This window comes from Blastococcus sp. SYSU D00695 (assembly GCF_054050555.1).
In genome coordinates, this window is record NZ_JBJGZP010000005.1 from 141,288 (window position 1) to 166,945 (window position 25,658).

Annotated in this window: 25 protein-coding genes; 16 read left to right on the forward strand and 9 right to left on the reverse strand. The window is 75.0% G+C overall.

Annotated elements, in window-relative coordinates; genetic code table 11:
* The first annotated feature begins 12 nt into the window (after positions 1–12).
* The 3 genes from ppgK to ACI781_RS05385 all read left to right on the forward strand — a co-directional run bounded on the left by ppgK (position 13) and on the right by ACI781_RS05385 (position 3,744).
* A complete protein-coding gene (gene ppgK, locus ACI781_RS05375; RefSeq protein ID WP_456565043.1) occupies positions 13–756 on the forward strand; it encodes a polyphosphate--glucose phosphotransferase in 744 nt (247 codons plus the stop codon).
* Positions 757–1,052: 296 nt separating this feature from the next.
* Positions 1,053–2,372, forward strand: a complete 1,320-nt coding sequence (locus tag ACI781_RS05380; protein WP_456565044.1) for an RNA polymerase sigma factor — start codon at positions 1,053–1,055, stop codon at positions 2,370–2,372.
* Positions 2,373–2,535: 163 nt separating this feature from the next.
* On the forward strand, positions 2,536–3,744 hold the full coding sequence (locus ACI781_RS05385; RefSeq protein WP_456565045.1) for an MFS transporter: 1,209 nt from the start codon (positions 2,536–2,538) through the stop codon (positions 3,742–3,744).
* A gap of 12 nt (positions 3,745–3,756) precedes the next feature.
* Here ACI781_RS05385 and ACI781_RS05390 read toward each other — a convergent pair whose 3' ends face one another.
* Positions 3,757–4,719 carry a helix-turn-helix transcriptional regulator gene (locus tag ACI781_RS05390; RefSeq protein ID WP_456565046.1) on the reverse strand — a complete coding sequence of 321 codons (963 nt, stop codon included), beginning with the start codon at positions 4,717–4,719 and terminating at the stop codon, positions 3,757–3,759.
* A 191-nt stretch (positions 4,720–4,910) separates the two neighbouring features.
* Positions 4,911–5,783 carry a phytanoyl-CoA dioxygenase family protein gene (locus tag ACI781_RS05395; protein ID WP_456565047.1) on the reverse strand — a complete coding sequence of 291 codons (873 nt, stop codon included), beginning with the start codon at positions 5,781–5,783 and terminating at the stop codon, positions 4,911–4,913.
* A gap of 561 nt (positions 5,784–6,344) precedes the next feature.
* On the opposite strand from ACI781_RS05395, the gene ACI781_RS05400 reads away from it, so the two are divergent.
* The 3 genes from ACI781_RS05400 (at position 6,345) to ACI781_RS05410 (ending at position 10,380) form a co-directional block, all read left to right on the forward strand.
* Positions 6,345–6,554 carry a DUF7455 domain-containing protein gene (locus tag ACI781_RS05400; RefSeq protein ID WP_211435403.1) on the forward strand — a complete coding sequence of 70 codons (210 nt, stop codon included), beginning with the start codon at positions 6,345–6,347 and terminating at the stop codon, positions 6,552–6,554.
* A 159-nt stretch (positions 6,555–6,713) separates the two neighbouring features.
* On the forward strand, positions 6,714–9,245 hold the full coding sequence (locus tag ACI781_RS05405) for a VanW family protein (protein WP_456565048.1): 2,532 nt from the start codon (positions 6,714–6,716) through the stop codon (positions 9,243–9,245).
* Between the two features lie 82 nt (positions 9,246–9,327).
* Positions 9,328–10,380 carry a YihY/virulence factor BrkB family protein gene (locus ACI781_RS05410; protein ID WP_456565049.1) on the forward strand — a complete coding sequence of 351 codons (1,053 nt, stop codon included), beginning with the start codon at positions 9,328–9,330 and terminating at the stop codon, positions 10,378–10,380.
* Between the two features lie 19 nt (positions 10,381–10,399).
* Here ACI781_RS05410 and ACI781_RS05415 read toward each other — a convergent pair whose 3' ends face one another.
* Positions 10,400–10,630, reverse strand: coding sequence for a DUF3039 domain-containing protein (locus tag ACI781_RS05415; protein WP_456565050.1), 231 nt, complete (start codon positions 10,628–10,630; stop codon positions 10,400–10,402).
* A 102-nt stretch (positions 10,631–10,732) separates the two neighbouring features.
* Here ACI781_RS05415 and ACI781_RS05420 point away from each other — a divergent pair, with 102 nt between their 5' ends.
* The 6 genes from ACI781_RS05420 (at position 10,733) to ACI781_RS05445 (ending at position 16,755) form a co-directional block, all read left to right on the forward strand.
* On the forward strand, positions 10,733–11,659 hold the full coding sequence (locus ACI781_RS05420; protein ID WP_456565051.1) for a pseudouridine-5'-phosphate glycosidase: 927 nt from the start codon (positions 10,733–10,735) through the stop codon (positions 11,657–11,659).
* A gap of 16 nt (positions 11,660–11,675) precedes the next feature.
* Entirely contained in the window at positions 11,676–12,569 is an 894-nt protein-coding gene (locus ACI781_RS05425) for a carbohydrate kinase family protein (RefSeq protein WP_456565052.1), read from the forward strand.
* Positions 12,570–12,746: 177 nt separating this feature from the next.
* Positions 12,747–13,772: an iron-siderophore ABC transporter substrate-binding protein gene (locus ACI781_RS05430; RefSeq protein ID WP_456565053.1), complete on the forward strand. Its 1,026-nt coding sequence runs from the start codon at positions 12,747–12,749 to the stop codon at positions 13,770–13,772.
* Positions 13,773–13,782: 10 nt separating this feature from the next.
* Entirely contained in the window at positions 13,783–14,826 is a 1,044-nt protein-coding gene (locus ACI781_RS05435; protein WP_456565054.1) for a FecCD family ABC transporter permease, read from the forward strand.
* Complete coding sequence (locus ACI781_RS05440; RefSeq protein ID WP_456565055.1) at positions 14,823–15,875, forward strand: FecCD family ABC transporter permease; 1,053 nt, start codon at positions 14,823–14,825, stop codon at positions 15,873–15,875. Before ACI781_RS05435 ends, ACI781_RS05440 begins: the two co-directional genes overlap by 4 nt.
* 52 nt (positions 15,876–15,927) lie before the next feature.
* Positions 15,928–16,755 (forward strand): ABC transporter ATP-binding protein, encoded by an 828-nt coding sequence (locus ACI781_RS05445; RefSeq protein WP_456565056.1) that lies wholly within the window; start codon positions 15,928–15,930, stop codon positions 16,753–16,755.
* Positions 16,756–16,796: 41 nt separating this feature from the next.
* Here ACI781_RS05445 and ACI781_RS05450 read toward each other — a convergent pair whose 3' ends face one another.
* From ACI781_RS05450 to ACI781_RS05460, 3 genes are all read right to left on the reverse strand, one after another.
* Positions 16,797–17,156: a DUF3099 domain-containing protein gene (locus tag ACI781_RS05450; RefSeq protein WP_456565057.1), complete on the reverse strand. Its 360-nt coding sequence runs from the start codon at positions 17,154–17,156 to the stop codon at positions 16,797–16,799.
* Positions 17,157–17,303: 147 nt separating this feature from the next.
* The gene (locus ACI781_RS05455) at positions 17,304–17,888 is read right to left on the reverse strand and encodes an HhH-GPD-type base excision DNA repair protein (RefSeq protein WP_456565058.1); all 585 of its coding nucleotides are present in this window, start codon (positions 17,886–17,888) and stop codon (positions 17,304–17,306) included.
* 185 nt (positions 17,889–18,073) lie between these two features.
* Positions 18,074–18,424, reverse strand: coding sequence for a cytoplasmic protein (locus tag ACI781_RS05460; protein ID WP_456565059.1), 351 nt, complete (start codon positions 18,422–18,424; stop codon positions 18,074–18,076).
* Between the two features lie 179 nt (positions 18,425–18,603).
* Here ACI781_RS05460 and ACI781_RS05465 point away from each other — a divergent pair, with 179 nt between their 5' ends.
* Positions 18,604–19,203 (forward strand): TetR/AcrR family transcriptional regulator, encoded by a 600-nt coding sequence (locus ACI781_RS05465; protein ID WP_456565060.1) that lies wholly within the window; start codon positions 18,604–18,606, stop codon positions 19,201–19,203.
* 75 nt (positions 19,204–19,278) lie between these two features.
* Here ACI781_RS05465 and ACI781_RS05470 read toward each other — a convergent pair whose 3' ends face one another.
* Both ACI781_RS05470 and ACI781_RS05475 read right to left on the reverse strand, forming a co-directional pair.
* Positions 19,279–19,401 (reverse strand): hypothetical protein, encoded by a 123-nt coding sequence (locus ACI781_RS05470; RefSeq protein WP_456565061.1) that lies wholly within the window; start codon positions 19,399–19,401, stop codon positions 19,279–19,281.
* A 46-nt stretch (positions 19,402–19,447) separates the two neighbouring features.
* Complete coding sequence (locus ACI781_RS05475) at positions 19,448–19,912, reverse strand: hypothetical protein (protein WP_456565062.1); 465 nt, start codon at positions 19,910–19,912, stop codon at positions 19,448–19,450.
* 185 nt (positions 19,913–20,097) lie between these two features.
* On the opposite strand from ACI781_RS05475, the gene ACI781_RS05480 reads away from it, so the two are divergent.
* The 3 genes from ACI781_RS05480 to sigB all read left to right on the forward strand — a co-directional run bounded on the left by ACI781_RS05480 (position 20,098) and on the right by sigB (position 22,839).
* Positions 20,098–21,114: an iron-siderophore ABC transporter substrate-binding protein gene (locus tag ACI781_RS05480; protein WP_456565063.1), complete on the forward strand. Its 1,017-nt coding sequence runs from the start codon at positions 20,098–20,100 to the stop codon at positions 21,112–21,114.
* Between the two features lie 52 nt (positions 21,115–21,166).
* Positions 21,167–21,598: a D-aminoacyl-tRNA deacylase gene (dtd, locus tag ACI781_RS05485; protein ID WP_456565064.1), complete on the forward strand. Its 432-nt coding sequence runs from the start codon at positions 21,167–21,169 to the stop codon at positions 21,596–21,598.
* 257 nt (positions 21,599–21,855) lie between these two features.
* Positions 21,856–22,839: an RNA polymerase sigma factor SigB gene (gene sigB / locus ACI781_RS05490; RefSeq protein ID WP_456565065.1), complete on the forward strand. Its 984-nt coding sequence runs from the start codon at positions 21,856–21,858 to the stop codon at positions 22,837–22,839.
* A gap of 114 nt (positions 22,840–22,953) precedes the next feature.
* On the opposite strand, the gene ACI781_RS05495 is transcribed toward sigB, so the two are convergent.
* Positions 22,954–25,644: a bifunctional acetate--CoA ligase family protein/GNAT family N-acetyltransferase gene (locus ACI781_RS05495; protein ID WP_456565066.1), complete on the reverse strand. Its 2,691-nt coding sequence runs from the start codon at positions 25,642–25,644 to the stop codon at positions 22,954–22,956.
* Positions 25,645–25,658 lie beyond the last annotated feature (14 nt).

Below are 25,658 nucleotides of genomic sequence, written 5' to 3' on the forward strand. Positions count from 1 at the left end.
TAGGGTGAGCCCGTGCGGGGCTTCGGCGTGGACATCGGCGGCAGCGGCATCAAGGGGTGCGTGGTCGACCTCGACCGGGGCGAGCTCGTCGGCGAGCGGGTGCGCCTCCCGACCCCGCAGCCCTCGCTGCCGGACCCGGTCTGTGAGGCGGTCGCCGAGATCGTCGCGGCCTTCGACTGGTCCGAGCGGATCGGCGTCACCTTCCCCGGCGTCCTCAAGCGGGGCGTCGCGCACACCGCGGCCAACGTGGACAAGAGCTGGCTGGGCACGAACCTGGCCGAAGGCGTGGCGAAGCGGATCCCCGGCACCGTGCAGACGCTGAACGACGCCGACGCCGCCGGCCTCGCCGAGATGCGCTACGGGGCCGGCCGCGGCCACGACGGGGTGGTGCTGATGCTCACCTTCGGCACCGGCATCGGCAGCGCCCTGTTCGCCGACGGCGTCCTCGTGCCCAACACCGAGTTCGGTCACATCCAGGTCGACGGGGAGGACGGCGAGAAGCGCGCGTCGGCCTCGGCTCGCGAGCGGGAGGAGCTCTCCTACCCCGACTGGGCCCGGCGGGTGGACCGCTACCTGGACGTGCTGGAGGCCGGCGTGTGGCCGGACCTGATCATCGTCGGCGGCGGGGTGAGCAAGAAGGCCGACAAGTGGGTGCCGCTGCTGTCCACCCGGACCCCGGTGGTGCCGGCCCAGCTGCTCAACGACGCCGGCATCGTGGGCGCCGCGCTGGCCGCCGCGGAGGGCATCGGCCGCTGACCGGCGTCCCCGTCCCCCACCTGCGCGTCCGCCGCCGCCCGCACCACCGGGTGGGTGACCCGCCCTTCCGGGCGAGGCCCGCACGACGAAGGCGGTGGAAGCCGGCCCGAGCGTCGTTACAATGGACGAGCCCCGCCCCGTCGCTCCCAGCCGAGAGCCCTCCCCCCGCTGCGCGCCGGTCAAACGCCGCGCAGGGTCGGGGTCCCCACTCGCGCTCGCCGACGCGGATCGAGGCCGCTGCCCGGAGACCGATCGGTTCACCGGGGAACGGGACCCAGCACGGGAAGGAACCCTGAGTGCCCGCCGAAACGCCCGCACCGGACATCGCCACCGCGAGCAGCGCCAGCCGCTCGAGGACGGCCGCCGGCAAGGCCGCCCCCGCGGCCCGCAAGAAGGCCCCGGCGAAGAGCGCCGCCAAGACCAGCCGCACCAAGCCCGCCATCGCCTCCTCGCCCACCGCGGGCGAGGGCGGCGCCGTGCTGACCGCCGTCGCCACCGACGGCACCACGGTCGCGGTCGTCGACGGCGGGGAGGGTCTCAAGCTCGACGAGACCGTCGTCGCCGGCCCCGACGGCGTCGCGGTCGCCGAGGCCGAGCCGGCCGCCGGGGAGACCGCCGAGGGCGGCGACTTCGAGTGGGACGACGAGGAGGAGTCCGAGGCGCTGCGGCAGGCCCGCAAGGACGCCGAGATGACCGCCTCGGCGGACTCGGTCCGGGCCTACCTCAAGCAGATCGGCAAGGTCGCCCTCCTCAACGCCGAGGAGGAGGTCGACCTCGCCAAGCGCATCGAGGCCGGGCTCTACGCCGCCGAGCGGCTGCGCCAGGTCGAGGAGGAGGGCCAGAAGCTCTCCCCGCAGATGCGCCGCGACCTCAACTGGATCGTCCGCGACGGCGAGCGCGCCAAGAACCACCTGCTGGAGGCCAACCTCCGCCTCGTGGTCTCCCTGGCCAAGCGCTACACCGGCCGCGGCATGGCGTTCCTGGACCTCATCCAGGAGGGCAACCTGGGCCTCATCCGTGCGGTCGAGAAGTTCGACTACACCAAGGGCTACAAGTTCTCCACCTACGCCACCTGGTGGATCCGCCAGGCGATCACCCGCGCCATGGCCGACCAGGCCCGCACCATCCGCATCCCGGTGCACATGGTCGAGGTCATCAACAAGCTCGGCCGCATCCAGCGCGAGCTGCTCCAGGACCTCGGCCGCGAGCCGACCCCGGAGGAGCTGGCCAAGGAGATGGACATCACCCCGGACAAGGTGCTGGAGATCCAGCAGTACGCCCGGGAGCCCATCAGCCTCGACCAGACGATCGGCGACGAGGGCGACAGCCAGCTCGGCGACTTCATCGAGGACTCCGAGGCCGTCGTGGCCGTCGACGCGGTGAGCTTCACGCTGATGCAGGACCAGCTGACCAGCGTGCTGCAGACGCTGTCGGAGCGGGAGGCCGGCGTCGTCCGGCTGCGCTTCGGGCTCACCGACGGGCAGCCGCGCACCCTCGACGAGATCGGCCAGGTCTACGGCGTGACCCGTGAGCGGATCCGCCAGATCGAGTCCAAGACCATGTCGAAGCTGCGCCACCCCAGCCGCTCGCAGGTCCTGCGCGACTACCTGGACTGACCCCGCTCGACCCCGCCGACCCCCGGCCCGTCCCACGGGCCGGGGGTCGGCTGCGTCCTGCGGCGGAGCGCCGCCGCGCCCGGGGGCCCTGGCCGGGAACGGCGAGGCCAGCGCCGTACCGTGCGGGACGTCGTCGTCCTCACCCGGCAGGAGCAGCCCGACCGTGCGCGCATACCTCGACGTCTGGCGGCTGCCCTCGGCCCCCGCGCTCCTGCTCGGCGGGCTGGTCGGGCGCCTGCCCGCGGCGATGGTCCCGCTCGCCCTGCTGCTGATGGTGCAGGAGGAGACCGGCTCGTTCGCGGTCGGCGGGATCTCCACGGCGGCGATCGGCATCGCGATGGCCGTGATGGCGCCGATCCTCGGCCGGCTGGCCGACCGTCGCTCCCCCCGCCCGGTCCTGCTGGCGCAGGCGCTGGTCTACCCGCTGCTGCTCGCCGTCCTCGTGGTCGTCGTCCGCGCCGGGTCCGCCACCGCGCTCGTCGTCGCGGCCTCGGCCGCGGCCGGGGCGGCGACCCCGCTGGTCTCCGGCACGGTCCGGGCGCTCTGGGCCCGGACGGAACCGGTGTCGCTGCGCCCGACCGCCTTCGCGCTGGACGCCACGACGACCGAGCTCGTCTTCGTGGTGGGGCCGGCGCTGGTCGCGGTCCTGGCGGTGCCGGTGAGCCCGGTGCTGGCCGTGGCGGTGGCCGGCGCGGCCGGGACGGCCGGCTCGCTGCTCATCGCCGTGTCGCGGCCGATGCGCGCGTGGCCGACGGCCGAGGGCGGCGAGCGGCGCGGCCTGCTCGCGACGGTCGGGGCACCGGGCGTGGCCCGGGTGCTGCTGACCGCCACCGCGGTGATGACGGGGTTCGGCGCGCTGGAGGTCGCCATCCCGGCCTTCGCCACGGAGGCCGGGACCCCCGGCGCCGCGGGGGTCCTGGTGTCGGTGTGGTCGGTCGGCTCGGTGTTCGGCGGGCTCTGGTTCGGCTCCCGCGTGTTCCGGATGCCCCTGCCGAAGCAGTACGTGTGGAGCCTGCTGGCCGTGGCCCTCGGGACGGCGCCGCTGGCCGCCGCCTCGAGCACCTGGGCGCTCGGGGCCGTGCTGTTCGTCGGCGGGTCGGCCCTGGCCCCCATGCTGACCGTGCAGAACGCGCTGATGGGCCAGCTGTCCCCCGCCGGGGCCGCCACCGAGGCGTTCACGTGGCTGTCCACGGTCACCTTCGGCGCGGCGGCCGTGGGGACGGCCGTGGCCGGCCTGGTCATCGAGAGCCGGTGGGGCGTGACCGGGGCCTTCCTGATGGCGACCGCGGGGGCCGTCCTCGCCCTGCTGCTGTCCCTGCGGACGACGCGGGGCGACGTCGCCCGGCTCTCCGCGGCGGCGTACCAGCCCTGACGCCCCGCCCGGTCAGCCGGGCGGGCGCGGCACCGTCCGGTGGGCGGCGCGGTAGGCGGCCGGACTCGAGCCGTGCGCCCGCTTGAACTCGTTGATGAACTGGCTGGCGTCGTAGTAGCCCCAGCGCATGGCGATCGTCTGCACCAGGTCGTCGGTCCGCAGCAGGTCCCGGCCGGCCCCGGCGACCCGGCGCCGCCGCACCAGGGACCGGAAGCTGTCGCCGGACTCGGTGAACAGCCGGTGCAGCGACCGGACCGAGATCCCGTGGTGCTCGGCCGCCTGCTCGGCCGTCAGGTTCCCCAGCGGCAGGTTCTCCTCGACCCAGCGGCAGACGGCCACGCGCATCGCATCGCCGACGGCGGCGCCCGGCGGCAGCCGCCGCTCGCGCACGACGCACAGCAGGAGGTCGACCACGGCGTCGCGGGCGGCGGCGGCCGACGTCGCGTCGAAGCGGTCGGCGTTGGCCGTCACCGCGAGGACCAGGCTGCGCAGCACGGCGAGGGTCGGCTCGTCGGCACCCACGGCCGCGCTGCGCCGCAGCGAGCAGGACGGCGACATGTGCAGCGCCGACTTCGGGACGAGCAGCATCGTCTGCGCCATCGGGTCCAGCACCTCGGCCTCCACCAGGATGCTCGCGTCCCACACGTCCATCGACGTGGTCGAGACGAACTCCCGGTTGTCACCCAGCACCACCCGCTCGGTGAACGTCCGCGTCTTCACCGACACCCCGATGTGCTCGGCGGCGGCGGTCCCGGTGGTCCACCGGGACCCGAACGGGTCGGACTCGACGTCGATGAGGGCGATGTCCTGCACCATCCGCCGGCGCAGCCGGCCCCGGAACGCCGTGAGCTGCTCGGGGATCCAGACTGCGTCGGCGATCCCGCTGCCGACGTAGGCGGCACTCCAGGCACGCAGCCGCGCAGGGTCGACCGGTCCGCTCACCTCGAGCGCCGCGCCGGCTCGCACCGTCGTCATCCGGACCTCCTCGCCGACCGTGTCGTCCGCGGCGCCGCGCCGGTCCCGCGCCCCGGCGCGCCCTCGGGGGACGGCGTCGGGCCGCGGAGCGTCGTGGTCCCGGCTCGCGGACCCGCCATCATGGTCCTCCTCCCCGCGCAGGAGGGCCCGCGCGACGCGCGAGCCCTCCTGGCGGCCACGCCGCGGCCGGGTCAGAGACCGAGGTGGTCGGCCAGCTCGCGGCCGCTGTCGACGAACCAGACCCCGGCCGGCGAGCCCTTCGTCTGCTGCGAGCGGAAGCCCAGGATCGACTGCACCCGGGTGGGCAGCGTCCGGACCAGGTCGAGGTCCACGATGAACAGGTAGGGCTCCTCGGGCGTCAGGTAGCTCGGCTGCAGCGGCAGCGCGATCCCCCGGCGGTGCTCGTCCGCGGTCCGGTTGGCGCCGCCGCCGTGGACGACCTTGCCGGAGAAGAAGAAGGCGTCGCCGGCCTCCATCTCGACGGGGACCGTCATCTCCTGGGTGCCGCGGTCGGTGTAGTCGGGCCAGGTGTTGCTGCCCGGGATGACGCGGGTCCCGCCGTTGGCGTCGGTGAACTCCGTGAGCGCGATCATGAAGTTGACCATCACCTCCGGCCCGGCCTGGCCCATCCCCACGAACGGCGGGTGGTCCTCGAGGTCGCGGTGCAGCGTCTGCGGCGCGTTCCCGGGGCCGATCTGGATGAGCTGGGCGGTGGTCATCCAGTACGAGCCCGACTCCTCCTCGAACACCGCGCGGCACAGGTCGTGCAGCAGGTCGAGGTCCAGGACCTCCTCGCGGAAGGTCCGGCTGCGCACCACCAGGCGGTTCATCCGCTTGGTCTGCCGGCCGTGGAAGTCCGCCGCCGCCTCGGTGTCGTGCGCGGGGTTGCCCGCCTTGACGCCCTCGAGGTGGGGGTCGAGCTCGGCGTTGACCGCACGCACCTGCTCCGGGGAGAGGAACCCCTGCAGGATCACCCCGCCGTCCTCGCGGTAGACCTGCAGGAGGTCCTCGAGCGGAGCGGTGGCGGGCAGCCGGCGCAGGCCGCGGGTCGTCGTCGTGGTCATGGGAGGTCCCCTTCGCCGTGGCGGGTGTGTCCTGCACAACATCGCCCGGCCGGCGGCGCCCGGATTGGGGTCGTCTGCCACGGGGTTGGACGACGGGGTGGACGGCGCGGCCGGGGGTCCCCCGCCGGCGGTCCGGGCCGTCGCGTCGCGGCCGGGACCAGCGGGAAGACGCCGCGGTGGGCCGCCGCCGCGGGCACGCGGTGCAGGGCGGCCGGCGCGGTCATCTCGGGGAGGTCACGATCTCACCCCCAGGGGCCGGAGGAGCCGTGTACGGCCACACCTGTCGGGTATCGGGCGTAGCGTTGGGGACGCACACGACAGCAGCGGACCCACGGCCGGACCACAACCCGGCGCACGGAACCACGACAGCACGACCGACGACAGATCAGCACGACCCAGTGATGAGTCCCTGCTGGACCCACCGGCACCACCGGCCACGGCCGACCCGACCTCGCGGCGGGTCCCGCAGCCGCCCCGCCGGCCCGGGAACACGGGAGGCCATCCTGGCGCTGTGCAGGAGGCCGATCCGCAGCCGCGGGTCCGTGCGGTAGAGAGCGAGTGATGACCCAGATGACCCAGACGCTGACGACGACCACGCCCGCCGACGACCTCGTCGTCCCCTTCCACTGCGACCGCTGTGGGGCGCTGGCCAAGGTGCGGGTCGTCCTCCCCAGCGGCAGCGACCTCGTGTTCTGCGGGCACCACGCCCGCGAGTACGAGGGCAAGCTCCGCGACATGGCCGCCGACATCATCGAGACCGACGGCGAGTAGCCCCGGCCTCACCCGAAGGAGGCGCTATCGTCGCGGACAGCGATGAAGCCCTCACCCGACGCCGCCGCCGGTGTCCCCCGTTCGCGTGATGCGTACGAGGGCCCGGCGGCTCCGTCGTTCCCGGGTAGCACCGGTCGACGGCCACCCGAGGAACACCCCATGCCGCAGCGCCCCGAGATCTCCGACGACACCGCCCGCGCGGGCGACGCCGTCCCCACCCCCGCCGAGCCCGGCCCGGCCGAGCCCAGCCCGGTCGAGCCCGGCCCTACCGAGGCCAGCCCCGCCGACCCGTCTGCCGGCACACCGGCTGCAGGGGCGCCCGCGGCGGCCGCCGAGCCGACCGCCGGAGCCGACGCCCCTCCGGTCGACGCCGCCCCGGCCGCCCCTCCGGCCGTCGCCGACCCGGTCCCCGTCGACACCGGGCCCGTCGACACCGCGCCCGCCGACACCAAGCCCGTCGACACCGCGCCCGCCACCCCTCCGGCCGTCGCTGACGCGGCGCCCGCCGACGCGGCGCCCGCCGACGTCGTGCCCGCGGGTCCCGCGGCCGGTGAGCAGGGGCTGTCCGACGACACGCGCCCGGTCCCGCGCGACCGCGGCCCGCTCCCCGGCGAGATGGCGCCGCCGCCCGCGGCCGCCTCCGTCGCGGCGCCCGCGGCCGAGTGGGACCGGACGGCCGACCTCCGCCTCCCCGCCGGCCAGGTCCCGGGCCAGCAGGCCGCACCGGCCGACGACGACACCGCCGCCCTCCCCCCGACCCCGGGCGGCCCGGTGCCGCCGGCCCCCGACGGCCCCCGGGACGACGGCCCGGGCGACGACGGCCCCGGCGACGACGGCCCCGGTGACGACGGTCCCGGCGACGGCGGCCCACCCCCGGGCGCGCGGCGCGCCTGGTGGCGCCGCCCGGCGGTCCTCGCTCCCGCCGCCGCGGTCGTCGTCCTGGGCGGCGCGTACGCCGCCGACCTCGTGGTGGCCGGCGACGGCGTCCCGCGCAACACCGTGGTGTCCGGCATCGACATCGGCGGACTGTCCCCCGCCGAGGCGGCCCGGACCCTGGAGGACCGGCTCGCGCCGCGGGTGGTCGCCGACCACACCGTCGTCGCCGACGACGTCACCGCGCCGCTGTCCCCCGCCGCCGCCGGCATCGCCCTCGACGTCGACGCCACGGTCGAGGCCGCGTCCGGCCAGCCGCTGAACCCGTGGACGCGGGTCACCAGCTTCTTCACCGACCGCGAGGTCGAGCCGGTGATCTCCGGCGACGACACCGCCCTCGCCGCCCAGGTCGAGGCCATCGCCGCGGAGGTCGACCGCCCGCCGGTGGACGCCACGATCGCGCTCGACGGCACCTCGGCGTCCGTCGTCGCGCCGCAGGTCGGCCGCGAGCTGGACCGGGACGCGGCGGCTGCGGCCGTCACCGCCGCCCTGGCCTCCGGCGGCGACCCGGCGCAGCCGATCGAGCTGCCGGTCGAGGAGGCCGGGTTCCGGGTCGACGCCGACGAGGCGCAGCGCGTCCTCGACGAGGTCGTCACCCCGGGCCTGGCGGCGCCGGTCACCGTGGCCAGCTCCGACGGCAGCGCCTCGGTCGAGGTCCCCGTCGAGGCCATCGCCGGCTCCCTGACCTTCACCCCGCAGGACGACGGCGAGCTCGTCGTCGGAATCGACCCCGCCCGGCTGGTCGAGGCCATGGAGGACGGGTTCGCCGCCTTCGGCACGCCGGCCCAGGACGCCCGCTTCGAGATCTCCGGCGGCGAGGTGCAGGTCGTGCCGTCGGTCGACGGCACCGGCGTCGACCCCGCGGCGCTGGCCGCGCAGGTCGTCGAGGTGCTGCCGGCCCCGGCGCCCCGCCAGGTCACCGCCGAGCTGGGCCCGGTGCCGGCCGACCTCACCACCGAGGAGGCGCAGGCGCTGGGCATCCGCGAGGAGATCAGCAGCTTCACCACCACCACGCAGAGCAGCGCCAGCGGTACCAACATCCGCGTGGTCGCCGAGGAGGTGGACGGCGCGCTGGTGCTACCCGGCGAGACGTTCAGCCTCAACGACTTCACCGGCCCGCGGGGCACCGCCCAGGGTTACGTGCCGGCCAACGTCATCAGCGGCGGGCGGCTGTCCACGGCGGTCGGCGGCGGCATCAGCCAGTTCGCGACGACGATGTTCAACGCCGTCTTCTTCGCCGGGCTCGAGGACGTCTACCACAAGCCGCACAGCTTCTACATCAGCCGCTACCCGGCCGGCCGCGAGGCCACCGTGTACGAGGGCCAGATCGACCTGCAGTGGCGCAACGACTCCGACACCGGTGTCTACGTCGACACCGCCTGGGAGCCGCGCGCCGGGGGTGGCGGCTCGGTGACGGTGACCTTCTACGGGACCCGGCGCTACGAGATCGAGGCCGTCGAGGGGCCGCGGACCAACTCCCGGCAGCCCGCCGTCCTGGAGCGCCCGGACGACGGCGACTGCATCGCCCAGTCCGGCGTCCCCGGCTTCGACGTGACCGTGACCCGGATCTTCCGCGACCTGCAGACCGGTGCGGAGCTGCGCCGGGAGACGTTCGACACCTCCTACGCCGCCGAGGCCGTCATCACCTGCGTGCCGGTGCCGCCCCCGGCGGACCCGGCCGCGCCGCCCGCCACGCCGGGCCAGACCCCGGCGGCGGGGCCGGCGGGGCGTCGCCCCGGCGGGCGGCGGGCCGGCTGACCTCCGGCCGCGGCGCCCGTCCCGCCGCGGCCGCGCCGGGCGCCGTCCCGGTCCACCCCGGGCGGGCGTGCACACTGGTCCGGTGAGCGCCGTGCTGCCCGGGGACTCCCCGGCTCGGGCCGGCGAGCCCGTCGACCCGCCGGGGAACCCCCCGCCCGGCGGCAGCACCGCGTCCGGCGCGGGAGCGACCCGGCCCGGGTGGGCGACCGCGGTCCGGGTGCCGTTCCGGGTGCTGGGCCGCACCGTGGCCAAGGCGTGGTCCGACCGCATCCTCGGGCTGTCCGGGGAGGCGGCGTTCTGGCAGGTGCTGTCGATCCCGCCGCTGCTGATCGCCCTCCTGGGGTCCCTGGGCTTCCTCGGGGACTGGATTGGTGGCGACACGGTCGCGCGCATCGAGGAGCAGCTGGTCGACGCCTCGGCCACCGCGCTCACCCCGGACGTGGTGGACGACCTGGTGCGGCCGACGCTCACCGACATCCTGGGCTCCGGCCGGCTCGACGTCGTCAGCGTCGGCTTCCTGGTGACCCTCTGGGCGGGCTCCTCGGCCACGGCCACCTTCATGAACACGATCGTCATCGCGTACGGGCAGCGCGACGTCCGCGGACCGATCGCCACCCGGCTCATGGCGCTGTGGCTGTTCGTCGTGGGGCTGCTGCTGGCGGTGCTCACCCTGCCGCTGCTGGTGCTCGGCCCGGGCCTGCTCGTGGACCTGTTCGCCGAGAGCTGGCAGGGGACGGCGACCGTGCTGGTCAACGCCGTCTACGGGCCCGTGGTGCTCATCGGCCTGCTGGTGGGGCTGACGAGCTTCTACCACGTGATCCTGCCGCGGCGGCTGCCGTGGCGGCGGCACCTGCCCGGCACGGTGCTGGCGATGGCCTTCTTCTGGGTGGCCGCGACGATCCTGCGCGTCTACATCGCCGACATCCTGGTGGCGGCGCTGCCCTACGGGGCGCTGGCCACCCCCATCGCGGTCCTGCTGTTCTGCTTCTTCTTCGGCATGGCCATCCTGCTGGGCGCCGAGCTGAACGCGACGATCCAGGAGCGGTGGCCGGCGCCGCTGCGCCGGCACGAGAAGCGCCGCCAGCAGCGGCGGGCCGAGAAGCTGGAGCGCGCCCGCCAGCTCGACGCGCTGTGACCCCGCCCGCCGGAGCCGGCTACTCCTTGCGGAGCTGCTCGTAGACCTCCTTGCAGGCCGGGCACACCGGGCTGCCGGGCTTCGGGCTCTTCGTCACCGGGAAGACCTCGCCACACAGCGCCTCCACCAGCGTGCCCATGACCGCACTTTCGGCGATCTTGTTCTTGCGCACGTAGTGGAAGACCTCGTTGGCGCTGCCGGTGTCGCCCTCGCGGACGTCGGGCTTCTCGAGGAGGTCGCTGCTGCTCACGGGGTGCTCCCTGGCTCGGCGGGCGGACTGCGGCGGACGGGCCCCGGACGGACCCGTGTCCGGGCCGGCGCGGACCCGCCGGCCGACGTCCATGATGACAGGGTGACCGGGCTCCCCTCCCCCGCCGTGCAGCTGTCCTCCGAGGTGGCCGCGGCGCTGGCCGCGGGCGCGCCCGTCGTCGCCCTGGAGAGCACGCTGCTCGCCCACGGCCTGCCGCGCCCGGACAACCGGGCCGCCGCCGACGAGGTCGAGGCGGCCGTGCGGGCCGGCGGCGCGGTGCCGGCGACGATCGCGGTGCTGGACGGCGTCCCGCACGTGGGCCTCACCCCCGCCCAGGTCGACCGCGTCTGCGCCGATCCCGACCTGGCCAAGCTCGGGGTCCGCGACCTGCCGGTGGCCGCGGCCCTGGGCCTGTCCGGGGCCACCACCGTCTCCTCGACCGCGCTGCTGGCCGAGCGCGCCGGCATCGGCGTGTTCGCCACCGGCGGCCTCGGCGGGGTGCACCGGCAGTCGGTCGAGACGTTCGACGAGTCCGCCGACCTCACCGCGCTGTCGCGCACGTCCCTGGCGGTCGTCTGCGCCGGCGTGAAGTCGATCCTCGACGTCCCCGCGACCCTCGAGCGGCTGGAGAGCCTCTCGGTGACCGTCGTCGGCTACCGCACCCGGACCTTCCCCGGTTTCTACGTGGCCGACTCGGGGTCGACCGTGGACTGGTCGGTGGACGACCCGGCGGAGGCCGCCGCGGTGCTCGCCGCCCGACGCCGGCTGTCCCCCGGGGCGGTCGTGGTGGCCAACCCGCTGCCGGTCGAGGAGGAGCTGGACCGCGGCCTGCACGACCGGGTGATCGCCGACGCGCTGGCGGCCGCCGACGCCTACGACGTGCGGGGCAAGGCGGTGACGCCGTTCGTCCTGGACCACCTGCACCGGGCCAGCGCGGGCGCGACGCTCGCGGTCAACGTGCGGCTGGTGCTGCGCAACGCGGAGCTGGCCGGGCGGATCGCCGCGGCGCTGGCCGCGCTGCCGGCCTGACCCGCGGCCGCCGGACGTGGGGCGCGCCGTGGTCGTCGTCGGGGACGCGGCGACCGACGTCGTCGCCGTCCTCGCCGGGGAGCCCGCGCCCGGCTCGGACCGCCCCGCGACCATCCGCACCCGCGGCGGCGGTGCCGGTGCCAACGTGGCGGTGCACCTGGCCCGGCTCGGCGTCGCGGTGACCTTCGCCGGCTGCGTGGGCGCGGACCCCGCCGGGGAGGCGCTGCGGGCGGAGCTGGCCGCGGCGGGGGTGGCGCTCGCCGTCCGGACGGTGCCCGGCGGGGTCACCGGGACGATCGTCAGCCTCGTGGAGCCCGGCGGGCAGCGCAGCATGGTCGCCGACCGCGGGGCCAACCTGGAGCTCGTGGCGGACGACGTCCCGCCGCCGTCGGCCGGGACGCACCTGCACCTGTCGGGCTACACGCTGCTGGACCCGCGCCCGCGCACCGCCGGGCTGGCGGCGCTGGCCGCCGCGGCGGCCGCGGGCGCCACCACCTCCCTGGACCCCGCCTCCACCGGCCCGCTGGCCCGCTACGGCGTCGACCGCTGGCTGGCCGACACGGCCGGCGTGACGCTGCTGCTGCCCAACGCCGACGAGGCGCGGCTGCTCACCGGCTGCGCGGACGTCGCCGACGCGGCGCGGGCGCTCGCCGGCCGGCACCCGGCCGTCGCGGTGACGCTCGGCGCGGACGGCGCGCTGTGGTGCGCCGGCGACCTCCTCGTGCACCGGCCCGCGCCCCCGACGACCGTGCTCGACACCACCGGCGCCGGCGACGCCTTCACCGCCGGCCTGCTGGCCGCCTGGCCGGCCGGGGACGCCGGCCGGGCACCGGAGGCGGCCGCCGCGGCGCTCCTCGACGCCGGCATGGCGGTCGCCGCCGACGTGGTGCGGCGGCCGGGAGCGCGCTGACCCGCGGATGGGTCAACCGTGACTCGATCGTGACCCACGAATCGCCAAGGACACCCTAAGTTCGGTTAGGCAACCCTCAGCCCGTCTCGATGGGGCCGCCGGACCGCGCGACGCGCCGGACCGCGGGGGTGCACTCACCGGGGCGCCCCGCGCGCCCGCTCCGACCGGAAGGACACCATGCGCCGCGCTCCGCGACTGGCCGCGCTCACCACCGCCGCCCTCCTCGTCGGCGGCCTCGCCGCCTGCGGTGAGGACTCCTCGGACGACGCCGCGGGCGCCGACGACAGCGTCACCGTCGAGCACGCCTTCGGCACCACGACGATCGAGGGGACGCCGGAGCGCGTCGCGACGGTGGCCTGGGCCAACCACGAGGTCCCGCTGGCGCTCGGCGTCGTCCCCGTCGGCATGGCCGCGGCCAACTTCGGCGACGACGACGGCGACGGCCTGCTGCCCTGGGTCTCCGAGCGCCTGGAGGAGCTGGGCGGCGAGACGCCCGTGCTGTTCGACGAGACCGACGGCATCGACTTCGAGGCCGTCGCCGACACCCAGCCCGACGTGATCCTGGCCGGCTACTCGGGCCTCACGCAGGAGGACTACGACACCCTCAGCGAGATCGCCCCGACCATCGCCTTCCCCGAGGCGCCGTGGGCGACCCCGTGGCGCGAGATGATCGAGATCAACTCGGCCGGCATGGGGATGGCCGAGGAGGGCGACGAGCTGATCGCCGACCTCGAGCAGCAGATCGAGGACACCGTGGCGGAGCACCCGCAGCTCGAGGGCGTGAACACGATGTTCCTCACGCACGTCGACACCACCGACCTCAGCGAGGTCAGCTACTACACGCCGTTCGACACCCGGAGCGCGTTCTTCGCCGACCTCGGCCTGGGCACGCCCCCCAGCATCACCGCCGCGTCGACCGACCCGGAGCAGTTCTCGGGCACGATCAGCGCCGAGCAGATCGACACCCTCGACGACGTGCAGATCATCGTGACCTACGGCGACCAGTCGCTGGTGGACGCGCTGAAGGCCGACCCGCTGCTGTCGCAGATGCCCGCGGTGGCCGACGACGCGATCGTGCTGCTGCCCGACACCCCGCTCGGCACCGCGGCCAACCCCACCCCCCTGGCGATCTCCTGGGTGCTCGAGGACTACGTGACCATGCTGGCCGAGGCCGCCGACAAGGCCGTGGCGCCGGCCGCGTGACCGGTCCCTCGTGACCTCGGTCCACCCCGCACCGACCCCGGACACCGCCGCCGCGCGGCGTCCGGGGTCGGTGCGCGTGCTCTGGCTGCTGCTCGTCGTGGCCGCCCTCGTCCTGCTGGCGGCCGCGTCCGTGGCGATCGGCTCCCGCGGCGTGGGCTGGTCGGACATCCTGGCCGCGCTCGGCGGCTCCTCGGACACCATCGAGGAGGCCGCGGTCACCAAGCGGATCCCGCGCACGGTGCTGGCCGTCCTGGTCGGCGCCGCCCTCGGGCTGGCCGGCGCCGTGATGCAGGGGGTGACCCGCAACCCGCTGGCCGACCCGGGCGTCCTGGGCATCAACATGGGCGCCTCGCTGGCCGTCGTGGCCGGCATCGCGTGGTTCGGCCTGTTCTCGGCGACCAGCAAGATCGCCACCGCGATCACCGGCGCCGCCCTGGCCGCGGTGTTCGTCTACGCCGTCGGGTCCCTGGGCCGCGGCGGCGCGACCCCTCTCAAGCTGGCGCTGGCCGGCGCCGCGACGTCGGCGGCCCTGACCTCGTTCGTCACGGCGATCGCCCTGCCGCGTGGGGACATCGCCGCCGACGTCCAGTCCTTCCAGGTCGGCGGGGTCGGCGGGGCCACCTTCGCCACCATCACCCCGGTGCTGCCGTTCCTCGTGGCCGGGCTCGCCATCAGCCTGCTGTCGGCCCGCAGCCTGAACTCCCTGGCCCTGGGCGACGAGCTCGCCGCCGGCCTCGGCGAGCGCGTGGCCCTGGCGCGCGGGGTCGCGGCGCTGGGCTCGGTGCTGCTGTGCGGCGCGGCGACCGCCGTCGCGGGCCCGATCTGGTTCGTCGGGCTGGTCGTCCCGCACCTGTGCCGGCTGCTCGTCGGGGTGGACCACCGGTGGCTGCTCCCCTTCTCGGCGCTCGCCGGGGCGTGCCTGCTGGTCGCCTCCGACGTGATCGGCCGCGTCGTGGCCCGGCCCTCCGAGCTCGACGTCGGCATCATCACCGCCCTGGTCGGGGCGCCGGTCTTCATCGCGATCGTCCGCCGGCAGAAGGTGCGCGCGCTGTGACCGCCGTCGTCCCGGTCCCCGACGCCACCGTCGAGACCGTCACCCGCGACCGGGTCCGCCGCGCCTCCCGGCGCCGGGTGGTCATCGCGGTGCTCGGGACGCTGCTGGTCGCCGGCTTCGCCGTCACGCTGATGGTCGGGCAGACCACCTACCCGCCCGGCGACGTGCTCCGCGTGCTGCTGGGCGAGCGCGTGCCCGGCGCCACCTTCACCGTCGGGCGCCTGCGGCTGCCGCGCGGGGTCCTCGCGATCGTCGCCGGGCTGAGCTTCGGCCTGGCCGGCGTCACGTTCCAGACGATGCTGCGCAACCCGCTGGCCAGCCCCGACGTCATCGGCATCAGCTCGGGCGCCAGCGCGGCCGCCGTCACCGGCATCGTCATCTTCTCCCTCGGCGGGACGGCGGTCTCCACCCTCGCCGTCGTCGCCGCCCTGGGCGTCGCGCTCGTCATCTACCTGCTGGCGTTCCGCAACGGCGTCGCGGGCACCCGCCTCATCCTGATCGGCATCGGCGTCGGCGCGATGCTCAACAGCGTCGTCTCCTACGTGCTGACCAAGGCCGGCGCCTGGGACTACCAGGAGGCGCTGCGCTGGCTGACCGGCAGCCTCAACGGCACGACCTGGGAGGCGGTCGCCCCCGCCCTGGTCGCCCTCGTCGTGCTCGCGCCGGTGCTGCTCGGGCAGACGAGGAACCTGTCGGCGCTGCAGCTCGGCGACGACACCGCCTCGGCGCTGGGCGTCCGGGTGGAGCGCACCCGCGTCGTGGCGATCGTCTGCGCGGTCGGGCTCGTCGCATTCGCCACCGCCGCGTGCGGCCCGATCGCGTTCGTGTCGTTCCTCGCCGGGCCGATCGCCGCGCGGATCGTCGGGCCGAACGGGTCCCTGCTGGTCCCGGCGGCGCTGGTCGGGGCCCTGCTCGTGCTGGTCGCCGACCTGGTCGGGCAGTTCGCGCTGGGCACCCGCTACCCCGTCGGCGTCGTCACCGGCGTGCTGGGCGCGCCGTACCTGATCTACCTCATCGTCCGCACCAACCGCGGCGGTGGTTCGGTGTGAGCGGCCCGCCGCCGGCGCCGGCCGCGCCGCACCCGAGCGAACGGAGCACACCGTGACCGCCACCCACTCGCTCGCGGCCGAGCAGCTCACGCTCGCCTACGGCGACCGCACGGTCATCGAGGGCCTGGACCTCGCCGTCCCGGCGGGGCGGATCACCGCCATCGTCGGCGCGAACGCGTGCGGGAAGTCGACGCTGCTGCGGTCCATGTCGCGGCTGCTCTCCCCCCGTGCGGGCCAGGTGCTGCTGGACGGCCGGGCGGTGCACCGCACGCCGGCCAAGGAGCTCGCCCGCACCCTCGGGCTGCTCCCCCAGTCGCCCATCGCCCCCGAGGGCATCACCGTGGCCGACCTGGTCGGCCGCGGCCGGCACCCGCACCAGGGCGTGTTCTCGCGCTGGAGCCGGGAGGACGACGCCGCGGTGGCCGCCGCGCTGGAGGCGACGCAGACGACGGCGCTGGCCGACCGGGCGGTCGACGAGCTGTCCGGCGGTCAGCGGCAGCGGGTGTGGATCGCGATGGCCCTGGCCCAGCAGACCGACCTGCTGCTGCTGGACGAGCCGACGACCTTCCTCGACGTCGCCCACCAGGTCGAGGTGCTGGACCTGCTCACCGACCTGAACCGCACCCGCGGGACGACGATCGTGATGGTGCTGCACGACCTGAACCTGGCCGCGCGCTACGCCGACCACCTCGTCGCCCTGGCCGCCGGCCGGATCCACGCCGCCGGCAGCCCGGCCGACGTGCTCACCGAGGAGTGCGTGCGGGCCGTGTTCGGGCTGGACAGCCGGGTGGTCGTGGACCCGACGTCCGGCGCACCGCTGATGCTCCCGCTGGGCCGCCACCACGTGGGCACGCCGGCGGAGGTGTCCCCGCGCGGCTGAGGGCCCCCCGGGTCGGTGCGCTGGGGGTCGGTGCGCCGGGGTCAGTGCTCGATGACCCGACCCGGCTCGATGGCCCGGCGGGCGGCGGCCGGGTCGGCGAGGATCCGGTCCGGCGCCGGCGGCCGGTAGCGGTTGGGGTCGAGCTTCTTCTTCGGTGGGGCGTCGTTGGCCATGACGACGGCGATCCAGGGCAGGACGGTGCCGAGGACGGCGAAGCCGATCGCCAGCCACAGGGTCTGGTAGAACGCCGCGGCCAGCACGACGCTGACCAGGCGCACGCCCATCGTCATCACGTAGCGGCGCTTCCGCGCGGCGTGCTGCTCGGCGAGGCTCGGCGCCGCCTCGGTGATGAGGACCGGCTCTGCTCGCCGGGATCGTGCGGACTGCTGGCTGGAGGCCACGGGTGCCCTTCCCTGGACCGGCCGGGGGGTGGTGGCGAGGAGTCGGCGAGCGGATCCGTCGGCCCCGGAGCCCCCGGCTCCTGCCGCCCATCGTGCCACCGGATCGCGCGCGACGCAGGTACCTGGGCCGCCCGCTGCGGACCCGGTCTAGGAGGTCGCCGCGGCCTTCGCCGCCCGCTTCTTCTCCTGCTTGGTGCGGCGCACCTCGGCCAGCGACTCGGGCCCGGTGATGTCGGCGACCGACCGGTGGGACCCCTCCTCGCCGTACTCGCCGGCGGCCTCCCGCCAGCCCGGCGGCGCGACGCCGTACCGCTTGCCGAGCAGCGCGACGAGGATCTTCGCCTTCTGCGCGCCGAAGCCGGGCAGCTCACCGATCCGGCGCAGCAGCGTCGTCCCGTCGGGGGCGTCGGCCCACAGCGCGTCGGCGCGGCCGTCGTAGCGCTCGACCAGCAGCCGGCACACCGCCTGGGCGCGCGCGGCCATGGAGCCGGGATAGCGGTGGACGGCGGGCGGTCCCTGGAACCAGGCGGCCACCTGCCCGGGGTCGGCGTCGGCGAGCTGCGCCGCGGAGAGGGTGTCGACCCCCATCCGGTCGGCCAGCAGCCGCGGGCCGGCGAAGGCACGCTCCATCGGGAACTGCTGGTCGAACAGCATGCCCAGCAGCAGCGCCAGCGGGTCGCGGCCCAGCAGCTCGTCGGCGCGCGGGTCCTGGGTGAGCGTCAACTGAGGCACACCGGAGATGGTGCCGTAGGGCGATCAGAGGGCGATCAGCTCCCCCATCCCGACGTCGCTCCGCACAGGGACACGCACGTGCGGCTGTAGCTGCTCGCCGACGAGCGGGACGCGACACGGGGGTCAACCGCACCCCCGGTCACGTCCGAACTCGCCTGTCCCGCCCAGGGTGCAGGCTGGAGGCACTACCCGACGGCCGGCCCGATGGGACCGAGAGCCGCCCCCGGCGCACGTGGCCCTTCCTTCAGCTCGACGAAGATGACGTGGCTGTCGGTGTCGCCGATGTTGTGGCCCGCGTGCTGCTGGGCGTCGAGCCACCCGACCCTTCCCGCGGCCAGTGTGACGTCGTGCGGTTCGTCGTCCTTCGAGTACATGCGCCGCCGGAAGGTGCTGAGAGCGACCAGGACGCTGTCGGGGTGTTCGTGCTGCGTCGTCTTGTCCCCTGGTACGTCCGTGTACTCCAGCACGCGCACGCGGTCGTTCTCGAAGACGACCTTGTAGTGGTCGGAGTTGGTGATGGTGGGGTCCAGGGTCACGGCCGGCTCCTCCGCTCGTGTGTGGTTCCGGCGGTGGGCCGCGGTCGGGTCCTCGGACGGGCCCGGCGGGGTTGCGCGGTCACCCGCCTGCTGATCGCCGGCCCGGTGCTGTCGACCTCGACCGACGGTGAGAAATCTAATGCACGCAAGCATGCACGTAAAGTGCTACCTTCCTGGGCATGCCTCGGCCCTATTCGATGGAGCGGCGGCAGCAGGCGGCCACCGAGATCCAGCGCCGCATCCTCGAAGCGGCGCTCGACGAGGTCGCTGCTGCCAACGGTGAGGTCACGCTCCAAGCGGTCGCCGCCCGGGCCGACGTGGCACTGCGCACGTTGTACAACCACTTCGCCGGCCGCGACCAGCTCCTGGCGGCGGCGTTCCGCCATCACGCAGAACAGACCCGGATCGCGGTCGATGCGCTCACCGTTCCCGATGCCGACCCCGAGCAACAACTGCGTCACGTCGTCGAGGCCTATCACCAGCGCTACGCCCGGATGGGGGCCCGGCTGAGCGCGCTGCTCGCGCTGCGCGGGTATCCCGAGCTGGACCACCAGGTCCGCGAGATCCGGGCGCAGCGGACCAGGCGACTCGGTCAGGTGATCGACCGCGCCGAGCAGGCGGGGATCCTCGAGATCCCACCGTCCACGGCCATCGCCCTCGCCTACACGCTCACCAGCCACGCCGGTTGGCAGACGCTCTGCGAGCAGGTCCACGACGGGGACGGCGAAGCCACGCGCCTCGCCAACGAGATGCTCTGCTCTGCTCTGTTCCACCACTGACGTCCGCGATCGCCGGCTCCTGGTGGACCGTGCCGGCCGCAACAGAGGGGCCGCGTGCCGGCCGCCGGAGCAGCGTCACGCAACACTGCTTCGTCGACGCACGTGCTGGTCGAACGGCATGCCCAGCAGCAGGGCGAGAAGCTCGCGCCCCAGGAACTCGTCGGCGCGCGGGTCCTGGGCGAGGGTCCGCTCCGGCACGGCGACATCCTGCCCGACCGGCGGGTGGGCCCGTCCGGCCGGAGGCTCAGTACTGCCCCTTGACCACGAAGTAGGACCCGCGGATGGTGCCGGCCAACTTCGACCGCTGGCGGGCGAACTTGAACCGGGACGCGAGCTCCTCGGGGACCTCCATCCCGTCGGACAGCTTGAAGCCCACGGCGCGCTTGGACCCCTCGGCCAGGCCGTACATCACGTTGACCGCCAGGCCGGACTCGTAGAACACGTAGGCCATCCGGGTGCCGTCGACCTCGAAGGCCGTGGCCTCCAGCGGTCGCGACGCGATGACGATGTCCCGCTCCTCGGCGAGGACGCGGTGCACCCAGTCGACCGTCTCCGCGGCCTCGCCCGCCGGGTCGACGGTGAAGACGTGACCGAACTTGTTCCGGTAGTAGCGGGCCTCGTTCGCCCGCAGCCCGGCGAGTGCCTCGGCAACCGGCGAGGACTCCAGCCCCTCGACGGACACCTGCTCGACGTCGACGACGTACGACACGAGGACCTCCCACGGACTCGACCGGCAGCGGACGGTAGCCGACGTCCGCGGGGGCGGGCGCCGGCAGCACCACGGACGGCGCCCGCGTCCGGGCGACGGAGGCCGGACCCGGTGATCAACTCCGAGTGAGGGCAGGCTAACCTTCGTTCTCGCGGCGAACCGGCCGCCCGACGTGAGGAGTCCTCGTGCCCACCCCCGCCCCCCGCACCGCGCTGCTGGCCGCCGCGACCGGCCTGCTGCTCCTCACCTCGGCCTGCGGAGCGGACACGTCCGGCGAGCCGGAGGCCGGCGCCGGCGCGGAGGACGGGTCCGACGCCTTCCCGGTGACGATCGACCACATCTGGGGCAGCACCACCGTCGAGGAGGAGCCCGAGCGGGTCGTCGTCCTCGGCGTGACCGACGCGGACCCGGTGCTCGCCCTCGGCGTCGTCCCGCAGGCGGTCTCCGGGTTCTCGTTCTACCTGGACGGGCTCGGCGTCGGCCCGTGGGCCGAGCCGTACCTCGACGGGGCCCGCCCCGACGTCCTCGCCTCGTCCAGCGACATCGACGTCGAGCAGATCGCCACCTACGACCCGGACCTGATCGTCGCGGTGTCGGCCGGGTTCGAGGAGCCGGTGTACGAGCAGCTCAGCCAGATCGCCCCGACCGTCGTGCGGCCGGCCGGCACCGACGCCTACGCCGTCCCCCGGGACGACGCGACCCGCATGATCGCCCGCGCCCTGGGCCAGGAGGCCCGCGGCGAGGAGCTGATCGACGAGGCCAACGCCGCCTATGCCGACGCCGTCGAGGCCCATCCGGACTTCGCTGGCGCGACGGGCACCGTGGTGCTCCCCTACGACGGGAAGTACGGCGCCTACCTCCCCGGGGACAACCGCGGCCAGGCCATGGACCAGCTCGGCTTCGAGCTGCCGGACGCGGTGGTCGCCGCCGACCCCGGGGACAGCTTCTTCGTCGAGGTCTCGCGCGAGCGGCTGGACATGGTCGACGGCGACGTCCTGGTCGTCCTGACCGACGAGGGCACCCGGGCGACCGTCGAGCAGGACCCGGTGCTGCAGAACCTGCCCGTGTCCCGGGCCGGCGGCCTCGTGCTGCCCGACCTGGACCTGCGCGGCGCCATGACCTACAACTCCGTCCTGTCGGTCCCCTACGTCGTCGACCGGCTGGTCCCCCTGCTGCAGGAGGCGCTCGACGCCCGGTCCTGACCGGCGGCGTCCCCCGCACCGCGCGCACCGGCCCGTCCCGCAGGATGGGCCGGTGCGCGCCGTCGTGAGCAGGGTGACCCGGGCGGCCGTGACGGTGGACGACGCCGTCGTCGGGGAGATCGGCCGCGGGCTGCTCGCGCTGGTCGGCGTCGGCCGCACCGACGACGCCGCCGCCGCGCGGGCGCTGGCCCGCAAGGTGCATGAGCTGCGGGTGTTCCCCGACGCCGAGGGCGCGGCGTCCGCGGCCGACCTGGGCCTGCCGCTGCTCGTCGTCAGCCAGTTCACCCTCTACGCCGACACGCGCAAGGGCCGGCGTCCCTCCTGGGCCGACGCCGCACCCGGCGAGGTGGCCGAGCCGCTGGTCGCCGAGGTCGTGGCCGAGCTGCGGCGGCGCGGCGCCGAGGTCGCCACGGGCCTGTTCGGCGCGGCGATGCTCGTCTCCTCGGTCAACGAGGGACCGATGACGCTGCTGCTCGAGGTCTAGTTCCACCGATGTCGTTCGTCCGGCGCCGCAGCGGGTATGGCAGCGGTGACGGAACACACGTCCTGTGGGTTGGCTGTGAAGGGCCCCGGTGTGGAACACCCGGCCCCGTCGCGGCCGTTGGACAGGGCGTACCACACAGACGAGACATCGCGAGGGCCCCCGGCCGGCACCGCCGACCCTCACCGACGCCCGGTCGCCCCGCCGCCGAAGACGCCCGGCGGAGGCATCCGAACCAGAGGCAAGGACGAAGACAGATCGTGACGCTGCTGCAGTCTTCCCCCAACGACGCCCTCGAGGTCCGCTCGCCCCGCCGCGAGCCCGACACCAGTGGCCTGGTCTCCACCGACCTCGTGCGCGTCTACCTGAACACCATCGGCAAGACCGCCCTGCTGACCGCCGAGCAGGAGGTCGAGCTCGCCAAGCGCATCGAGGCCGGACTGTACGCCGACCGCCTCCTCGCCGAGCGGCGGCTCACCCCCTCCCTGCAGCGCGACTACCGGGCCCTGGCCGCCGACGGCAAGGCCGCCAAGCGGCACCTGCTGGAGGCCAACCTGCGCCTCGTCGTGTCCGTGGCCAAGCGCTACACCGGCCACGGCATGACGTTCCTGGACCTCATCCAGGAGGGCAACGTCGGCCTCATCCGGGCGGTCGAGAAGTTCGACTACACCAAGGGCTTCAAGTTCTCGACCTACGCGACGTGGTGGATCCGCCAGGCGATCACCCGCGCCATGGCCGACTCCGGCCGCACCATCCGCCTGCCCGTCCACCTGGCCGAGCAGGTCAACAAGGTGGTGCGCACCCGGCGCCGCATCCACCAGGAGCTGGAGCGCGAGCCCACTGCCGAGGAGCTCGGCCTCGAGCTGGACATGACGCCCGAGCGCGTCACCGAGCTGCTCGAGTACAGCCGCGACCTGGTCAGCCTCGACCAGACCGTCGGCGCCGACGAGGAGTCGCGCCTCGGTGACTTCATCGAGGACGCCGACGCCGCGGTCGCCGAGGACGCCGTCGCCTTCCAGATGATGAAGGGCGACGTGCGCAACGTCCTGCAGACGCTGGAGGAGCGCGAGCGCGACGTCGTCGTCCTCCGCTTCGGCCTGGACGGCGGCCAGCCCCGGACGCTGGAGCAGATCGGCAAGCAGTTCGGGCTCTCCCGCGAGCGGGTCCGCCAGATCGAGCGCGAGACGATGGCCAAGCTGCGCGACCCGCAGCGCGCGGACGCCCTCCGCGACTACCTCGCGTGACGCCTCGTCGTCCCACCGGACGACACCGCCCGCAGGAGCGGCTCTCGGCCCGCGGGGGCCGCTGAGCACATCCCGAGCCCGCCACCCGTCGCCCGGGTGGCGGGCTCGGCGTCGCTACACCCCCGGGGAGCGCATGCGGCGGGGGCCGGTGTCGACGCGGGCGGTCGGCCGGCCCACGCGTGCCGAGGCGCCGGCGATGACCAGCGACCGGCCGCCGTGCCAGGGCTGCGCCGGCCCGACGATCACCGGGTCCAGCCGCAGCGTCAGCACCTCCGGCAGGTCGTCGGCCAGCCGCGCCACGCGCAGCAGCAGGTCCTCCAGCGCCGTGACGTCCACCGGCTCGGAGCCGCGGTAGCCGTTGAGCAGCGGCCACGCCCGCGGGGCGCGCACCAGCTCGGCGGCGTCCAGGTCGGTCAACGGCAGCGTCCGGTAGGCCCGGTCCCCGAGCAGGTCGGTGGCGACCCCGCCGACGCCGAAGCTGACCAGCGCACCGAACGAGGGGTCGTCCACGATCTCCACGACCGTCGCCACGCCCGGCGCCGCCATCTCCTGCACGATCACCGGGTCACCGGCCGGGATGGCGCGGAAGGCCGCCCGGACCGCCGCCGCGTCGGCCAGGTCCATCCGCACCCCGCCGAGATCGGTGCGGTGCCGCAGCCACGGCGCGGTCGACTTGAGCACGACCGGGTACCCGATCTCGTCGGCCGCGGCCGCGGCCTCGGCGTCGCTGGTCACCGTGCGGGTGCCCAGCAGCGGCAGCCCGTAGGCCGCGAGCAGCCCGATCAGCTCGTCGTCGGTGAGGTCCCGGCCGCCCGGCGCGTCGACGAGCACCGACTCCACCACCGCCCGCGCGGCCGGCTCGTGGACGTCGGCCAGCTCGGGCAGCTCGCCGACCGGACGGCGGCGCCAGCGCGCGTACTCGGCCACCTTGGCCAGCGCGATCACCGCCCGCTCCGGCGTGGAGAACGACGGGATGGAGCCGCGGGCCGGCGTCCCGTCCTCGCCGGGGACCGTCAGCTCGGGCGGGATGCCCTCGGTGGAGAGGAACGTCGCCACGACCGGCTTCGGCGAGGTGCGGGCCACCTCCAGCAGCGCGCGGCCGAACTCCTCCACCCGGCGGGCCAGCGGCGGGAGGAACACCGCGACGACCGCGTCCACGCGGTCGTCCTCGAGCGCCTCCCGCAGCGCGCCGGCGAAGACCTCCGGGTCCGCGGCGGTGCCGACGTCGATCGGCGCGTCGTGGGCCGGCACCAGGCCCTCCTCGAGGACGGCGTCGGCGACGAGCACCCCCAGCGCCGTCGAGTTGCCGACGATCGCGACGCGGTCGCCGGCGGGCAGCGGCTGGTGGGCCAGCAGCAGACCGACGTCGAACAGCTGCGCCAGCGTCTCGACCCGGATCACGCCGGCCGAGGCGAACAGCGCCGCCACCGACTCCTCCGGGACCGCCACCGACGTGCCGGCCAGCCCCTCGGTCATCCGCACGTGCCGGCCGCTCTTCACCGCCACCACCGGCTTCGTGCGGCCCACGGAGCGGGCGAGCCGGGCGAACTTGCGCGGGTTGCCGAAGCTCTCCAGGTGCAGCAGCACCACCTCGGTCCCGGGGTCGGTGGCCCAGAACTGCAGCAGGTCGTTGCCGCTGACGTCGGCGCGGTTGCCCGCCGACACGAAGCTGGACAGCCCGATGTTGCGCTCGCGTGCCCGCTCCAGCAGCGCGACGCCCAGCGCCCCGGACTGGGCGAAGAACCCCACCCGCCCGCGGCCGGGCACCCGCGGCGCGAGGCTGGCGTTGAGCCGCACCGCCGGGTCGGTGCTGACGATGCCCAGGCAGTTGGGCCCGACCACCCGCATGCCCGACTGGCGGGCGGCGGCCACGAGCTCGCGCTCCCGGGCGCGCCCCTCCTCCCCCGACTCGCCGAACCCGCCGGAGATCACCACCAGGCCGTGCACCTTCTTGCGCCGCGCGGCGGCGACGACGCCCGCGACCTGCTCGGCGGGGACCGCGACCACCGCGAGGTCCACGTCGCCGGGGATCTCCTCCAGCCCCGCGTAGGCGGGGACCCCGCGCACGTGCCGGGCACCGGGGTTCACCGGGTAGACCGGCCCGTCGAAGCCGTAGGCCAGCAGGTTGCGCAGCACCGCGTGGCCGATCTTGCCGTCGACGTTGCTGGCACCGACGACGGCCACCGACGACGGCGCCAGCAGGCGCGCGATGGAGCGGGACTCGCTGCGCTGCTCCCGCTCGGAGGCCACCGCCAGCGCGGTCGCGGTCGGTGCGATCGGGAAGGTGAGGTGGACGACGCCCTCCTCGTAGGTGCGGGTGGGCGTGTACCCGGCGTCGAGGAAGACCCGCACCATCCGGTTGTTCTGCGCCAGCACCTCGGCGACGAAGCGCTTGATGCCCCGTTCCAGCGCGGCCGCGGCCAGGTGCTCCAGCAGCACCGACCCCAGCCCGCGGCCCTGGTGGGCGTCCTCGATCAGGAACGCCACCTCGGCGTCGTCGGTGCCGGGGTAGCGGTCGTAGCGGCCCACGCCGATCACCTGGTCGCCCAGCAGCAGCACGAACGCCACCCGGCTGTCGTGGTCGACGTGGGTGAACCGGCGCAGGTCCCGGTCGCTGAGCCGCTTCATCGGCCCGAAGAACCGGTAGTAGCGGGTCTGGTCGGAGCTGCGGTCCATCAGCCCGACCAGGCCGTCGGCGTCGGCGGGGCCGATCGGCCGCAGGTGCACGGTGCCGCCGTCGGCGGCCACGATGTCGGCCTCCCAGTGGGCCGGCGGCTGCGGCGTCTGCTCGTCGTCGGTGGTCACGGCATCCTCCTCGA

What these genes read in the sequence shown, in the direction of transcription:
- ACI781_RS05395 (WP_456565047.1), bottom strand. Translation starts at nt 5,783, where the DNA reads ATGACCACGACGACGACCCGCGGCCTGCGCCGGCTGCCCGCCACCGCT.
- ACI781_RS05465 (WP_456565060.1), top strand. Translation starts at nt 18,604, where the DNA reads ATGCCTCGGCCCTATTCGATGGAGCGGCGGCAGCAGGCGGCCACCGAG.
- ACI781_RS05400 (WP_211435403.1), top strand. Translation starts at nt 6,345, where the DNA reads ATGACCCAGATGACCCAGACGCTGACGACGACCACGCCCGCCGACGAC.
- ACI781_RS05390 (WP_456565046.1), bottom strand. Translation starts at nt 4,719, where the DNA reads ATGACGACGGTGCGAGCCGGCGCGGCGCTCGAGGTGAGCGGACCGGTC.
- ACI781_RS05405 (WP_456565048.1), top strand. Translation starts at nt 6,714, where the DNA reads ATGCCGCAGCGCCCCGAGATCTCCGACGACACCGCCCGCGCGGGCGAC.
- ACI781_RS05430 (WP_456565053.1), top strand. Translation starts at nt 12,747, where the DNA reads ATGCGCCGCGCTCCGCGACTGGCCGCGCTCACCACCGCCGCCCTCCTC.